18 protein-coding genes and 1 pseudogene are annotated in these 13,718 nt (G+C 68.1%); 17 read left to right on the top strand and 2 right to left on the bottom strand.

The window, feature by feature from the left end:
* The first annotated feature begins 62 nt into the window (after positions 1–62).
* From BMW67_RS03970 to BMW67_RS03950, 5 genes are all read left to right on the top strand, one after another.
* Positions 63–674 carry an anthranilate synthase component II gene (locus tag BMW67_RS03970; RefSeq protein WP_072745843.1) on the top strand — a complete coding sequence of 204 codons (612 nt, stop codon included), beginning with the start codon at positions 63–65 and terminating at the stop codon, positions 672–674.
* Complete coding sequence (gene trpD / locus BMW67_RS03965) at positions 674–1,693, top strand: anthranilate phosphoribosyltransferase (protein ID WP_072745844.1); 1,020 nt, start codon at positions 674–676, stop codon at positions 1,691–1,693. The genes BMW67_RS03970 and trpD overlap by 1 nt, the downstream gene beginning before the upstream one ends.
* 29 nt (positions 1,694–1,722) lie before the next feature.
* Positions 1,723–2,553 carry an indole-3-glycerol phosphate synthase TrpC gene (trpC, locus tag BMW67_RS03960; protein WP_072745845.1) on the top strand — a complete coding sequence of 277 codons (831 nt, stop codon included), beginning with the start codon at positions 1,723–1,725 and terminating at the stop codon, positions 2,551–2,553.
* The gene (gene moaC / locus BMW67_RS03955; protein WP_072745846.1) at positions 2,550–3,038 is read left to right on the top strand and encodes a cyclic pyranopterin monophosphate synthase MoaC; all 489 of its coding nucleotides are present in this window, start codon (positions 2,550–2,552) and stop codon (positions 3,036–3,038) included. The genes trpC and moaC overlap by 4 nt, the downstream gene beginning before the upstream one ends.
* A 111-nt stretch (positions 3,039–3,149) precedes the next feature.
* On the top strand, positions 3,150–3,983 hold the full coding sequence (locus BMW67_RS03950; RefSeq protein WP_072745847.1) for a universal stress protein: 834 nt from the start codon (positions 3,150–3,152) through the stop codon (positions 3,981–3,983).
* Positions 3,984–4,293: 310 nt separating this feature from the next.
* On the opposite strand, the gene BMW67_RS03945 is transcribed toward BMW67_RS03950, so the two are convergent.
* Positions 4,294–5,013: a Crp/Fnr family transcriptional regulator gene (locus BMW67_RS03945; protein ID WP_072746092.1), complete on the bottom strand. Its 720-nt coding sequence runs from the start codon at positions 5,011–5,013 to the stop codon at positions 4,294–4,296.
* Between the two features lie 196 nt (positions 5,014–5,209).
* On the opposite strand from BMW67_RS03945, the gene BMW67_RS03940 reads away from it, so the two are divergent.
* From BMW67_RS03940 to BMW67_RS15370, 12 genes and pseudogenes are all read left to right on the top strand, one after another.
* Positions 5,210–5,782 carry a DUF2478 domain-containing protein gene (locus BMW67_RS03940; protein ID WP_072745848.1) on the top strand — a complete coding sequence of 191 codons (573 nt, stop codon included), beginning with the start codon at positions 5,210–5,212 and terminating at the stop codon, positions 5,780–5,782.
* Between the two features lie 17 nt (positions 5,783–5,799).
* The gene (gene ubiT, locus BMW67_RS03935) at positions 5,800–6,330 is read left to right on the top strand and encodes a ubiquinone anaerobic biosynthesis accessory factor UbiT (RefSeq protein WP_072746093.1); all 531 of its coding nucleotides are present in this window, start codon (positions 5,800–5,802) and stop codon (positions 6,328–6,330) included.
* Entirely contained in the window at positions 6,327–7,325 is a 999-nt protein-coding gene (gene ubiU, locus BMW67_RS03930; protein ID WP_072745849.1) for a ubiquinone anaerobic biosynthesis protein UbiU, read from the top strand. The genes ubiT and ubiU overlap by 4 nt, the downstream gene beginning before the upstream one ends.
* Positions 7,326–7,329: 4 nt before the next feature.
* Positions 7,330–7,809: pseudogene (locus BMW67_RS16225) on the top strand (U32 family peptidase); the annotation flags it as partial.
* Positions 7,730–8,239 (top strand): U32 family peptidase, encoded by a 510-nt coding sequence (locus BMW67_RS16220; protein ID WP_342707596.1) that lies wholly within the window; start codon positions 7,730–7,732, stop codon positions 8,237–8,239. The pseudogene BMW67_RS16225 and the gene BMW67_RS16220, both read left to right, overlap by 80 nt.
* Before the next feature lie 616 nt (positions 8,240–8,855).
* Positions 8,856–9,389 carry an Arm DNA-binding domain-containing protein gene (locus BMW67_RS15935; RefSeq protein WP_245728446.1) on the top strand — a complete coding sequence of 178 codons (534 nt, stop codon included), beginning with the start codon at positions 8,856–8,858 and terminating at the stop codon, positions 9,387–9,389.
* A complete protein-coding gene (locus tag BMW67_RS15930) occupies positions 9,386–9,991 on the top strand; it encodes a site-specific integrase (protein WP_245728445.1) in 606 nt (201 codons plus the stop codon). Before BMW67_RS15935 ends, BMW67_RS15930 begins: the two co-directional genes overlap by 4 nt.
* Positions 9,975–10,652, top strand: coding sequence for a hypothetical protein (locus tag BMW67_RS15375; protein ID WP_125458969.1), 678 nt, complete (start codon positions 9,975–9,977; stop codon positions 10,650–10,652). Before BMW67_RS15930 ends, BMW67_RS15375 begins: the two co-directional genes overlap by 17 nt.
* Before the next feature lie 101 nt (positions 10,653–10,753).
* Positions 10,754–10,978, top strand: a complete 225-nt coding sequence (locus BMW67_RS03915) for a helix-turn-helix transcriptional regulator (RefSeq protein ID WP_072745850.1) — start codon at positions 10,754–10,756, stop codon at positions 10,976–10,978.
* A gap of 258 nt (positions 10,979–11,236) precedes the next feature.
* Positions 11,237–12,019 carry a DNA-primase RepB domain-containing protein gene (locus tag BMW67_RS03910; RefSeq protein WP_245728444.1) on the top strand — a complete coding sequence of 261 codons (783 nt, stop codon included), beginning with the start codon at positions 11,237–11,239 and terminating at the stop codon, positions 12,017–12,019.
* Positions 12,016–12,987, top strand: coding sequence for an AAA family ATPase (locus BMW67_RS03905; protein WP_072745852.1), 972 nt, complete (start codon positions 12,016–12,018; stop codon positions 12,985–12,987). The genes BMW67_RS03910 and BMW67_RS03905 overlap by 4 nt, the downstream gene beginning before the upstream one ends.
* Positions 12,988–12,995: 8 nt before the next feature.
* Positions 12,996–13,280, top strand: a complete 285-nt coding sequence (locus BMW67_RS15370) for a hypothetical protein (RefSeq protein WP_125458970.1) — start codon at positions 12,996–12,998, stop codon at positions 13,278–13,280.
* Between the two features lie 111 nt (positions 13,281–13,391).
* Here the strand turns inward: BMW67_RS15370 and BMW67_RS03900 are convergent, their stop codons facing one another.
* Complete coding sequence (locus BMW67_RS03900; protein ID WP_072745853.1) at positions 13,392–13,622, bottom strand: hypothetical protein; 231 nt, start codon at positions 13,620–13,622, stop codon at positions 13,392–13,394.
* Positions 13,623–13,718: the final 96 nt, after the last annotated feature.

Here is a 13,718-nt window from a genome sequence, read left to right as displayed (position 1 = left end):
CCCGCCGACGCCCGCGCCCCGGCCACCGCCGCCCGGAGGCCCGCCGACAAGGACATGCCGACATGCTGCTGCTGATCGACAATTACGACAGCTTCACCTATAACCTCGTCCACTATTTCGGCGAGCTGGGCGCGCAGGTCGAAGTGCGCCGCAACGACCAGATCTCGGTCGCCGAGGCGCTGGAGATGGGCCCCGAGGCGGTGGTGCTCTCGCCCGGGCCGTGCGACCCGGACCAGGCCGGGATCTGCCTCGATCTCGTCGCCGCCGCCGCCGAGCGGCGCCTGCCGCTTCTGGGGGTGTGCCTGGGGCACCAGACCATCGGCCAGGCCTTCGGCGGCAAGGTCGTGCGCTGCCACGAGGTGCTGCACGGCAAGACCTCGACCATCCGCCACACCGGCAAGGGCGTGTTCGCCGGCCTCGCGCAGGACTTCACCGCCACGCGCTACCACTCGCTGTGCGTCGCGCGCGAAAGCCTGCCGGACGCGCTCGAGATCACGGCCGAGACCGGCCAGGGCGACGAGGCCGTCATCATGGGGCTTCAGCATCGCGAGCTGCCCATCCACGGCGTGCAGTTCCACCCCGAGTCGATCCGCTCCGAGCACGGGCACGACATGCTGGCCAACTTCCTGCGCATCGCCGGCATCCCCGTGCGGCCGCTGACGAGGGCCGCCTGATGTCCGAAGCGCTCAAGCCCCTGATCGGCAAGGCCGCCGACGGCCCGCTGACCCGCGACGAGGCCGCGCGCGCCTTCGACGCCATCATGTCGGGCGAAGCCACCCCCGCGCAGATCGGCGGCTTCCTGATGGCGCTGCGCACGCGCGGGGAAACGGTCGACGAATACGCCGCCGCCGCCTCGGTGATGCGCGCGAAGATGGCCCGCGTGCGCGCGCCCGAGGGCGCGATCGACATCGTCGGCACCGGCGGCGACGGCAAGGGCACGCTCAACATCTCGACCGCGGCCGCCTTCGTCGTGGCCGGGGCGGGCGTGCCGGTGGCCAAGCACGGCAACCGCAATCTGAGCTCGAAGTCGGGCGCCGCCGACGCGCTGGGCGAGCTGGGGGTCAACGTCATGGTCGGCCCCGCCGTGGTCGAGGCGGCGCTGGCCGAGGCGGGCATCGCCTTCATGATGGCGCCCATGCACCATCCGGCGATGCGCTATGTCGGCCCCGCGCGCGCCGAGCTGGGCACGCGCACCATCTTCAACATCCTCGGCCCGATGACCAACCCCGCGGGGGTCAGGCGGCAGCTGACGGGCGCCTTCTCGGCCGACCTGCTGCGCCCCATGGCCCAGACGCTGGCCGCGCTGGGAACCGAGCGCGCCTGGCTGGTGCATGGCGGCGACGGCACGGACGAGCTGTCGATCTCGGCCCCCAGCAAGGTGGTCGAGACCCATGACGGCGCGCTGCGCGAGTTCGAGGTGGCGCCCGAGGACGCGGGGCTCCCGGTCCACCCCTTCGAGGCCATTCTGGGCGGCACGCCGGCGCAGAACGCCGCCGCGCTGCGCGCGCTGCTCGAGGGCGCGCGCTCGGCCTATCGCGACGCGGTGCTGCTGAACGCGGCCGCGGCGCTGGTGGTGGCGGGCGTGGCGGCCGATCTGCGCGAAGGCGCCGAGCGCGCGCGCGAAAGCATCGACTCGGGCGCGGCCAAGGCGCGGGCCGAGGCGCTGGCCCGCGTCACATCCGCGGCCGGCTGAGCGCCGCCCCGGCAAACGGAGAGTTTCGCGTGACCCAAACCGTTCTGGACCGCATCAAGGCCTACAAGCTCGAGGAGATCGCCGCGCGCAAGGCCCGCACGCCCCTCGCCGCCGTCGAGGACATGGCCCGCGCCGCCCCCGCCCCGCGCGGCTTCGCCGCCGCGCTGCGCCGCGCGCTGGCCGAGGGGCGCTACGGGCTCATCGCCGAGGTCAAGAAGGCCAGCCCCTCGAAGGGCCTGATCCGGGCCGATTTCGACCCGCCGGCCCTGGCGCGCGCCTATGAGCGCGGCGGCGCCGCGTGCCTGTCGGTGCTGACCGACGAACCCTCGTTCCAGGGCGCGGACGCGTATCTTCGCGCCGCGCGCGCGGCCGTCTCGCTGCCCGCGCTGCGCAAGGATTTCCTCTACGATCCCTGGCAGGTGGCCGAATCGCGGGCGCTGGGCGCGGACTGCATCCTCATCATCATGGCCAGCGTCTCGGACGCCCAGGCGCGCGAGCTCGAAGACGCCGCGCTGGCCTGGGGCATGGACGCGCTGATCGAGGTGCATGACGAGGCCGAGCTCGAACGCGCGCTGGCGCTGCGCTCGCCCCTGATCGGGGTCAACAACCGCGACCTGCGCAGCTTCGTCACCACGCTCGAGACCACCGAGCGCCTCGCCCCGCGCATCCCGGCCGAGCGCATCGCGGTGGCCGAGTCGGGCCTGTCCTCGCCCGCCGATCTGGCGCGGCTGGCGCGGGCGGGGACGCGCTGCTTCCTGATCGGCGAAAGCCTCATGCGCCAGCCCGACGTCGAGGCCGCCACGCGCGCGATCCTCGCCGATCCCCTGCCCGCCCAGGACCCGCAAGGAGCCGCCCGATGAGCGACGCCGAACCCCGCCTGACCCATTTCGACGCCAAGGGCGCGGCGCAGATGGTCGACGTCTCGGCCAAGCCCGCCACCGTGCGCACCGCCGTCGCCCGCGGCGCGGTCGAGATGGCGCCCGCCACGCTGGCCATGATCGTCGAGGGGCGCGCCGGCAAGGGCGACGTTCTGGGCGTGGCGCGGCTGGCGGGCATCATGGCCGCCAAGCGCACCTCCGAGCTTATCCCGCTGTGCCACCCCTTGCCGCTGTCCAAGGTGGCGGTCGAGCTGACGCCCGATCCCGCCCGCAACCGCGTCGAGATCGAGGCCACCGTGCGCACGACCGGCCCGACCGGCGTCGAGATGGAGGCGCTGACCGCCGTCGCCGTCGCGCAGCTGACCGTCTATGACATGGTCAAGGCGGTGGACAAGGCCATGCGCCTGACCGACACGCGCCTTGTCTTCAAGGAGGGCGGCAAGTCGGGGCGCTATCAGGCCGATTGACGCCGGGGCGGGCGCTCGGACGCTTGACGCGGATCAAGTCGCCAGACGGCGCGGCGCGCGATAGTGTGTGGCGAAAGGCGCCGCAGGGGGCGCCGCAAACCGGAGTCCGCCATGACCTACAAGACCATCCTCACCTGCACCGACGGCGAAACCGACGGGCGCGGGCGCATGTCCGCGGCCATCGCGCTCAGCCGCCGCTTCGACGCGCATCTGTCGGTGGTCGCGCTGGGCTACGAGCCCGACCTGCCCGCCTACGCCTATGGCGAGGCGCCGTCCCTGGCGATGACGCAGTGGTATGAGGAATCGCGCAAGCGCGCCGAGACGCTGGCCGAGGCCGCCGCCGAGCGGCTCGAGCGCGAGGGCGCGCGCGGCGACGCCGCGCCCCTGGTCGCCACCTATGCCGGCGCCGGCCCGGCCTTCGGGGCCCGCGCCCGCTTTTCCGAGCTGGTCGTGCTGGCCGGCGGCGACGGCCAGGGCGGAGACGGCGCCGAACTGTCCGAGGCGCTGCTCGAGGGCGCGCTCTTCGACGGCGACGCCGCGGTGCTGCTGGCCCCGCGCGAGCTGCCCGAGAAGGTCGGCTCGACGACGCTCATCGCCTGGAACGACAGCCGCGAGGCGCTGCGCGCCGTGCGCCATGCCATGGGCTTCCTGTCCGAGGCCGAGAAGATCGAGATCGTCATGATCGACCCGGACGAGGACATGGCCGCCTCGGGCGAGGCGCTGGCGCTGATGCTGTCGCGCCACGACCTGCCGGTCGAGCTGGCGCCCCTGCCCGACGAGGGTCTGGGCGCAAGCGGGGCGCTGCGCCGGCGCGCGGTCGAGATCGGGGCGGACCTGATGGTCATGGGCGCCTATGGCCGCTCGCGCTTTCGCGAACTGATCCTCGGCGGCGTGACCCGCGACATCATCCGCGACACGCCCCTGCCCGTGCTGATGGCGCACTGAACGCGGCGGGCGCGGCACGGGCGCCCGACAAGCGCCGGGCGCGCGCGGCCGCGGCGCCCGGGCGCCGATGCCCCGCGCCGGCGGGCGGCGCGCCCGAAGGCGGCGAATCGAACAACGCGCCCGCCCCGCCGGGCCGCGCCTTGCCGCCCCCGCCGCATGACCGCGCCAGAGGCGTCATGCGAGCTTTCGCTCGGGCCAAACCGCCCGTCGTGGCGGCGGCGGCCCCGAACGCTCCGCGCCGACCGCCCCCGTCCGCCACGCGTCGCACGCCGGCGGGTGGGCCGCCTCGCGCCCGGCGGCGGGGCCGCGCTCAGCCGCCCCCCTCGGCCGCCGGCGCAGGCAGCTCGACCTGCCGGCCCGAGATCCTGAGCGCGCCCGCCTCGCACAGCCGGCGCAGGCGCCGCGTCACGGTCTCGGGCGCCAGGCCCAGCGCCGCGGCCATGTCCGCCCGCGACAAGGGCAGGCGAAAGCGCACGACCCCGTCCGCGTCGGGCGCCTGATCGGCCGACAGATCGCGGATCAGCCGCAGCAGGCGGCCGCCGGCGTCGCCGCGGCGCGAATGGGCCCGCAAGTCGCGGCTGCGGCGCAGCTCGATTGCGCAGCGCAGCGCCAGCCCCCCGAGCACCTGCGGCGAGCCCTCGACCACCTCCCTCGCCTCGCGCGCGGCCACGACGCACACCCGCGCCGCCGTCAGCGCGCGCGCCTCCGTGTCGTGCGGCTGCCTTGCCAGGAACGAGCGGAAGCCGAAGATCTCGCCCGGCCGGACGAGGCGGACGAAGCTGTAATGGCCGTCCTCGCGCGTCGTGCGCAAGGCCACGAGCCCGCGCGACAGGCAATAGACCGTGTCGGCCGGCGCGCCTTGCGCATAGATCGCCTCGTCGCGGGCCAGCTGGCGGCGGCGAAACCCCTGCGCCAGCCGCGCCCGCAGCTCGGGCGCGACCGGACGCCAGACGCTGGCCTCGCCGAAGGCGCAGGCGCAGGCGCCGCAGGGATGGCGCGGTGGGTCGGAATCATCGCTCGGGCTTGTCATGGGCGCGATGATCGCCCCTTCGCCGCGCCGTGCCAAGGCGATGCGACCGCCGATGTCCGGCGCGCGACGAAGTGCGGCGGATCTTGACCATCGTCAGTTTTTCGCCGCCCGCGCGCTGCTACAGAGCCCCGGAATCGCGCAAGAGCCCGCCGAAGCCGCAAGCGCCCAGGCCGGCCGCGGCCCGAGGAGAACGCACATGTCCAGACCGACGACGGCCGCCGAAGACGAACTTCCCGCCATCGCCGCCCTTCCCATATCGGGCGACGGCCGCACCGACGCCTTGCTCGAGCGGCTGCACGCGGCCCTGATCGCGCGCGGCTTCCGCGTGGCCGGCGCGCTGCGCAGCCCCGCCGCCGCGCCCGCGCATTGCGAAGCGGTGCTGCGCGTGCTGCCCGACGGGCCCGAAGAGCGGATCACGCAGGATCTGGGCGCGTGCTCGACCGCGTGCCGCCTCGACGCCGGAGCGATCGAGCACGCCGCCGGCCTGGCCATGGCCGCCTTCGAGCGCGGGGCGGACATCGTCCTCCTCGACAGGTTCGGCGTCAGAGAGGCCGAGGGCCGCGGCTTTCGCGCGCTGATCGGCGCGGCGGTCAGCAGGGGCGTTCCGGTCATGATCGGGGTCTCGGAGATTCGCCGCGCCGCCTTCGACGCCTTTTGCGGCGGCTTGGCCGAGCAGGTTGCGCCCCGCGAGGAAGCCGCGCTCGGCTGGTGTCTGGCCGCGCTCGGAACAGGCCGCCCGGCGCTTGCCGGCGCCAGCGCGGCGCGTTGACGATGGAGAACGCGAAGATGTCCGAAATCGCGACCCGAATCGAAGCGGGACCGCCGACGCCGGGCGGGGCGCTCTCGCGCGTCGCCTGCCTGGTGGCGCAGCCCTTCCTGACGCGGATCGTGCGCCGCATCGCGCAGCGCCATCCCGCGCTGTTCGCGCGGCTGGGCGCGCACTGCAGGACCGACTACGTGATCGATCCCGTCGAGCTGCCCTTCGCGCTGCACCTGCGCCCCGATCCCGAACGGCTGATCCTGAGGGCGACGCCGCGCGACCGGCTGCCGCCGGCGGGCGCAAGCATTCGGGGGCGTTTCCTGCTGCTGCTCGAACTGATCGACGCCGAACAGGACGGCGACGCCGCCTTCTTCTCGCGCGATCTGGAGATCGGCGGCGACACCGAGGCGGTCGTTCGCCTGCGCAATGCGCTCGACGACGTGGACGGCTCGATCGCCGAGGAGGCGGCCGACATGTTCGGCCCGCCCGGCCGCGCCATCCTTGCGCAGCTTCGCCGGCGCTATCGGCACGTCGAACCCCGGGGAGACGGGCGATGAGCGTGGCCGAGCTGATCTGCCCGGCCGGAACGCCCTCGGCCCTGCGCACGGCCGTCGACGCGGGGGCCGACGCCGTCTATTGCGGCTTTCAGAACGCCACCAACGCGCGGAACTTTCCGGGGCTGAACTTCACGCCGCAAGAGCTGGAAGAGGCCGTCGCCTACGCGCATGGCCGCGGCGCCAAGGTGCTGCTGGCGCTGAACACATACCCGCCGGCCGGCCGGACGGCTCTGTGGCGCGAGGCCGCCGGGATCGGCGCGCGGGTCGGGGTCGACGCCTTCATCGTCGCCGACATGGGCGTGGCCGACCACATCGCGCGCGCCCATCCCGGGATCCGGCTGCACCTGTCCGTGCAGGCCGCCGCATCCTCGCCCGAGGCGATCCGCTATTATTGCGCGCATTTCGGCGTGAAGCGGGTGGTGCTGCCGCGCATCCTGACGATCGCCGAGATCCGGCAGATCCGCAAGGAGATCCCCTGCGAGATCGAGACCTTCATCTTCGGCAATCACGGCCTGATGGTCGAGGGGCGATGCAGCCTCACCAACTACCTGACCGGCCAGTCCACCAACATGGACGGCGTCTGCTCGCCGGCGTCGCATGTCGAATACGTGCGTCACGAAGACGGCGCGATGACGTCGCAGCTGGCCGGGTTCGCCATCGACCGCTTCGGGCCCGACGAGAAGGCCGGCTATCCCACCATCTGCAAGGGCCGCTACAACGCGCCCCATCGCCCCGAGGGATACTACGCCTTCGAAGAGCCGATCAGCCTCAACCTCGCGCCCATGCTGCACCAGCTGATCGAGGCGGGCGTTCACGCCTTCAAGATCGAGGGGCGGCAACGGTCGAAAAGCTATGTGCGCACGGTCGTCTCGGCCTTCCGCAAGGCGGTGGACGAGATCCGCGCGGGGCGGCGCGCCGACCTTGACGGCCTTGTCGCGCTGACCGAGGGCCGCAAGCAGACCCAGGGCGCCTTTGCCACGAAGAAATGGCGGTGAGAGCATGACGAAGCTGACGCTGGGACCGATCGCCTATCATTGGCCGCCCGAGCGGCGGCGCGACTTCTACGCGCGCATCGCCGACGAGGCGGCGGTGGACGAGGTCTATCTGGGCGAGGTCATCTGCTCCAAGCGCGCGCCCTTCCACGAGCCCGACCTTCCCGAGACGATCGAGCGTCTGCGCCGCGCGGGCAAGACCGTGATCCTCTCGACATTGGCCGAGGTGATGCTCGTGCGCGAGCGCAAGGCGACCGCCGAGCTGGCGTCGCTGGAGGCGCCCGAGATCGAGATCAACAACGCCGCGGGGTTGTTCGCCCGCGGGCGGCGGCCCCATCGCATCGGCCCGTTCATGAACGCCTACAACGAGGCGACGATCGCCTGGATGGCGTCCCAGGGGGCGACGCATGTCTGCCTGCCCGTCGAGCTGCCCGGCCCGGCCGTCGCCGTCGCCGCCGGCGCGGCGCGGGCGCTGGGGATGGGGGTCGAGGCGCAGGTGTTCGGGCGCGCCTCGCTGGCGGTGTCGGCGCGCTGCTACCACGCGCGCCCATGGCCGGACCAAAGACAATTGTCGCCATGTGTGCGAGGAGCATCCCGACGGAATGCCCCTGCGCACCACGGACGACCGACCGATCCTTCGCGTCAACGGCATCCAGACCCAATCGGAATCCTATCTGGCGTTGATCGACGAGATCCCCGAGCTCGTCGCCGCCGGAGTCACGCATCTGCGCCTGATGCCGCAGGCGGTCGACATGGCGGCGGCGGCGAACCTGTTCCGCGCGCTTCTTGACGCAAGGCTGAGTGCGGCCGAGGCCGAGGCGCGCCTGCGCGAAATCTGCGGCGACGCGCCTCTGAGCAACGGCTTCTACCACGGCAAGGCCGGCTACCGCCGCATCGCCCGCGCCCCGGCCGCGTGAACGCGACGCCGGCGCGGCGGGGTCCCGTTCCCGTCGGCGGGGGGATTCGGCGCTCGCCGCTTCGCTGCGAAGAAGGCAAGGGCCGGAACCGGACAAGGCGCCCGCGCCTCCCGGCCTGCGGCCGCCGCGAAGGCCCTGCCCTGCGGCCGCCGCGAAGGCCCTGCGCGCAGCTCGGCGCACATCGCCGGGGCGCTCGCCGAAATCCCCTTGGCAGAGCAGGTCGCACGCGCAGACGGAAGCGATGGACGGCACGCCCCTCGCGCGTCGCGATCGGCTCTTCCGGCAACGGATTTTCGAGGGAAGATCTGGTAGCGGAGGAGGGACTCGAACCCCCGACACGCGGATTATGATTTTGCCTTACAATCCATACACTTGATTTTAGGACCGCTCATCTCGCTGCATTATACCCTGAAATCATTTCCTTTTTCGCGTGGCAAGTCGCTTCGGCCCATCTCGCACCATTTCATTCAAGCAAGCTTCTCTTGCTACCCGAGTGAAACCCGAGGGCATCGAAGACCACACGGGGTTCTCAGTTCGGTGCAGCCTGATCCAAAACCCTGCGCACCATCTAGGGTTGTCCCTGACGAGGCATCTTTGTCCGTCTTAATGTCGGGGCATGAAACAGAAACTCACCACGAAATTCATCGAAACGCGCAAGCCCGATCCCACGAAACGGATCGACTTTCGCGACACGATTGTGCCGGGTCTCGTGCTGCGCGTCAGCGTAACGGGCACCAAGACATTCAGCTTTCACAAGCGCATCGATGGGAAAATGAAGCGCCTCACCATTGGACGGTTCGGCGTTTTCACGTTGACGCAGGCACGGGACCGGGCGCGGCAAATTCTCTATGAGATCGAGACGGGACGGTTTGAAGCCAGCACCGGCATCGAGGTCGAGACCAAGCCGACGCTGGGCGAGGTGATCCCCGACTACGTCGAGAAACACGCCAAGGTTCACAACCGCGACTGGAAAAACAAGGCGCGACTGCTTGGCAAGTTTACGACCCTGCACGGCAAGCGGATCGACGAGATCAAGCGCGCCGATGTCGTGAAAGCCTGTGACACGATCCACAAATCCACGCCCGTCAGCGCCAACCGCGCGCTGGCCCACCTCAAGCACCTCATGGGCTGGTGCGTCGAGCGTGTATGATCGATGCCTCCCCCATCGCCGGGATGAAACCGCTGTCCAAGGAACGGTCGCGCGAGCGTGTCCTGACCGACGACGAGCTGGGCGCGCTGTGGACGGCCTGTGACGCCGAAGGCTATCCTTTCGGGGATTGCATGAAACTGTTGATCCTGAGCGGCCAGAGGCGCGCCGAGGTCGCCGAGATGCGTTGGTCGGAACTTGACCTCGAAAAACGCCTGTGGACCCTGCCTTCGCAGCGCGCGAAGAACGGCAGGCAGCACACCGTGCCGATCACCGACGCGATGCTGGACGTGCTGCGCCGGGTGCCGAGGTTCATCGGATCGGACTACGTGTTCACGACCACCGGCAAATCGCCGGTTTCGGGGTTCGGTCGCCTGAAAGACCGGCTCGACAAGGCTCTGCCCGATGGCACCGAGGGTTGGACAATTCACGACCTGCGCCGAACGATGTCCACCAACATGGCGATGCTGGGCGTCCCGCAGCCCGTGACCGAGGCGCTGCTGAACCACAAGACGGGTGTGGTCTCAGAGTGGCCGCTATTTACAATGTCTATTCATACGCGGACGAGAAGCGCGAGGCATTGGAGCAGTGGAACCGCCATCTGACCAAGATGACACAGGGCCATTCGGACCGGCATGCCGGAAGGATGTCGGCGCAATTCTCGGCCTGAAAGACGACCCGCGTTTTCCAGAATTCTGGGAAAAGATCAGTGCATCGGGCAAGGTAAAACGCCGGGCGCTGCATATGTCGCCGTCCGCCTTCGCGGTGTCACCTTTCGACATGTCGGCGACACAGCGCATCACTTGGCTGCAACGGAACGTGCTGCATCCCATCGAGAGATTGGAAAACGCGCTGGCAAGTGCGAGCCGACCAAACTTTGTGCACTGGGAAGAAGAGCTTCTGCGTCACCGTGGCCCATTCATGCCGAACGACATTGACAGGACCTTGGCTGGATTAGCCGCGCTCAAGGCGCAGGCCAATGACCTGATCGCGAAACTCGAACTCGATCTGGGAATGAAGGTTCAGACCACGGACGAAGTCCGTTTCACCATCGTCCATGACGCCATTTGGGACCTGCACGAATTCTTTCCAGATTTTTCCCTGTCGAGGGGCAATTGGGACGCCGATCTCAAGCGGATGATCGGCGTTCTACCCGATTACGTTCGGCGTGTACTCTTGGAGACCACGGGGCAACATGAACAGCTTGATGGCCCCATCCAACTCGCCCTTCAAGATGTAAGAAGATCCCAACGCAAAACGACCTGACGCTTTCAGGACCTTCGCTCGAAACGGATCACGATCTGCGCCATCTTTCTCCTTGTTGGAGCGCTCCTTCGCAAACCGTAACTTGCTGAAGGAAAAGACAGATGAAGATTGCAGACGGTCGCAAGACCTTGGCCACGCGCGCCGACCTCAAGCGCCTTGGCATTAACGTGAGCAACACGACCCTGCTGCGTTGGGAGGCCCGTGGGCGCTTTCCACGGCGTATCAGGATGGCCGGGATCACCGTTGCGTGGTTCCTGTCCGAGATCGAGGACTGGCTCGCTGAACGCGCTGCCGAGCGCGCCCGTACGCATTACGCCGAATACTGACCGGCGCTTTTCCTAACCGCCACCACTGATTTGCCGCGCGTTCCCGCGTGTGCCCCGTGGTGCGCCCAAATGAAGGTCACGAAAATGAGGACCACTCGCAAAACAAACAACTACCGAGCGCTCGCTTCTGAAGGCTCAACCAAACGTGCAATCGTGTGCGCTCAATCTCTCTTTCTTGAGGCGATCTGGGGTCATTCCCATCACCCGAACCAAAAGATTTTCGTCAATCTATGTTTTCGAAAGACAGGCACCCGACGAATGCTTGACCGGTTCTTCGACCTTGGGACACCGGCTTCAATTCGTGCTGTCCTGCTGCGCTTCGACCGGCACAACTTCGATCAGTACTTCAGCCCCAACGAATACACGCGGCCAAGCCGGAAAGTCGGTTGCGTCCAGAACACGCGGCTTGGCTGGTGCGACGTGGACAAGGCTGATCCTTTCGCCTTCGATCCGAAACCCTCCGTGGTCTGGGAGACCTCGCCGGGACGCACGCAGGCGCTGTGGTTCTGGGACCGGCCGCACGCGCCAGCGCAGGCGTCGGCCTTTTCCAAGGCGCTGACCTACCGTCACGGGGGCGACAGGGGCGGTAGCGCGCCGAACAAGCTGCTTCGGCTACCGGGTTCGTTCAACCACAAGCCAGAATACGACACGCCGTTCATTCGACTGGTTCATTTCGACCCAAGTCCGATCACGGCTCGCCCTAAGCTGTTGAGGAGTCAACACGGCGTAGGCGCGGCAGAACCCGAGGCGTTGGACATAAGCCCCCATGCGCATGATCGACTCGCCGTCCTAAGGAAATATCGCTCGAAGCTGGACACCTCGACCCGACACCTGATCCGGCACAACCGCGTGCAGGCACCGGATCGGTCCAGCAGGATCTTCGCCATGGTCGCTGGGCTTCATGAGGCAGGCGCAACGCTCGACGAGATCGCCAGTGTGATCTGGTCCAGCCCGTACTTCCGCGACAAGTACGGCGACGACCAGAATGCGCTTGAGACCGAGGTATCGCGCATCATCGCGAGAGTGAGGATAGCGCAATGAAGAAGGACGACCCGTTCCGCACACTCGCCGAGATCGAGGCCAAGGAGATTGACTGGCTCTGGAAACCTCTGATCCCCTACGAGAAGACGACGATCCTCGAAGGCGACCCCGAACTCGGAAAATCCTATTTGTGTATGCATATCGCCGCGATTGTGACGCGGGGCGCAAAGCTGCCCGATGGTTCACGGGTCTCAAAGGGAAATGTGCTCTACATCAGTTCGGAGGACGACGCCGCCGACACGATCAGGCCGCGCATGGAGCAAATGGGGGCGGACCTGAAACGGGTCCGCGTTCTCGACGATTTCATCGTGTTTGACGACAAGGGGCAACGGCGTCTGCGGGATGAACTGGAAGACCACACCCCGGACCTCGTCGTGATCGACACGCTGTATTCCTTCTTGTCGGACAAAGTGGACCTCGGGAAGCCTACCTCGATCCGCGCGGCATTGCACCAGCTCGATAAGCTGTTCAAGGAATACGGCCCGGCGGTCATCGCCATCCGGCATTGGACGAAAGGCGGCAAGGGGAAAGCCATCTACCGGGGCGTTGGGTCAATCGACGTGATCGGAGTGGCGCGGACGGCGCTCGCGGTCGCCAAGCACCCTGAGAACGAAAACCTGCGCATCCTCGCGCAGGTCAAGAACAACATAGGCGCGAAACCCCGGAGCTACGTCTATGAGATCGTGGCGCAGCCTCAGGGCCTGCCGGTGATCGAATGGCGGGGCACCACCCACTATTCCGCCGATGATCTGGAGCGACAGGGGCAGGATGATCAGAGCGAGGAAGCCCGTGCTGTCGAGTTCTTGCGCGAAGTGCTGGCAAAGGGGCCTCTGCCCTCGGCGGAGGTCTTCATACGAGCGGCCGATGTCGAAATCTCGCGCCCGACCCTGAACCGGGCAAAGCGCGAGGCGGGCGTTAGGTCCGAGAAGAAAGGGAAGACTTGGTTTTGGAAGCTCGCCGAGACCTAGAGCCGAAGATGCTCAAGCTGATCAACTTTCTCAGACATATCGTGAGCAACATCGAAATCCAAGGTTGTCACGTAATCGGTGAGAAAGATGAGAAGCTTGAGCATCTTCATTTCGAGGGGCGGCAGCGGCTCAGGGCCGAAAATCCCGGCAGTCGTTATGATCCCTCGTCTGCCCGCAGGGTGCGCGCCGTTAAAAAAACGCCTCCCCCCATCCCCCTGTGGTCGCCCTGTGACAGCGCCGCGCGGAGCGCCTCGGACCGACCCGTTGAGTATGTATCAGACTTTCGGGCGTGAGCCGGAGCCGAAATGCCGAGTCTTTTCTGCGGTCCGCATTCGCGCCGGGTTTCGGCAGCGCCCGCCGGGTTCCACTCGGGTGGCAAACCGCTTGGGCGGAGGTGCTGCCGGTCATTCCTGCACCCAGCCCTTGCGATGGTAATGGCGCAGTACGATGGCGCGGTTGAACAGGGGGAAGCCGATCCACAGGCCGTTCGCGGTCAGCAGCGACAAGATCGCCCACAGGAACATGCCCTTGAACAGGTAGTAGAACGGGCCGAACAGCAGGCACCAGAGACGGTGCCAGTTGCCCAAGATCGTTTTCGTCTGGCCGTTGAAGGTCCATGTTGCCTTGATCGTCATCGCCGATCTCCTTGCTGGCTGGTTTCGATGCCAGCGCAATAAGATCGGGGACCATCGCCCGTCAGGGTAATTCCCGCGCGGCCTATGGAGACCACA

This window comes from Oceanicella actignis (genome assembly GCF_900111545.1).
GTDB classification, from domain to species: domain Bacteria; phylum Pseudomonadota; class Alphaproteobacteria; order Rhodobacterales; family Rhodobacteraceae; genus Oceanicella; species Oceanicella actignis.
This window is presented reverse-complemented; position numbering and strand designations above follow the sequence as displayed.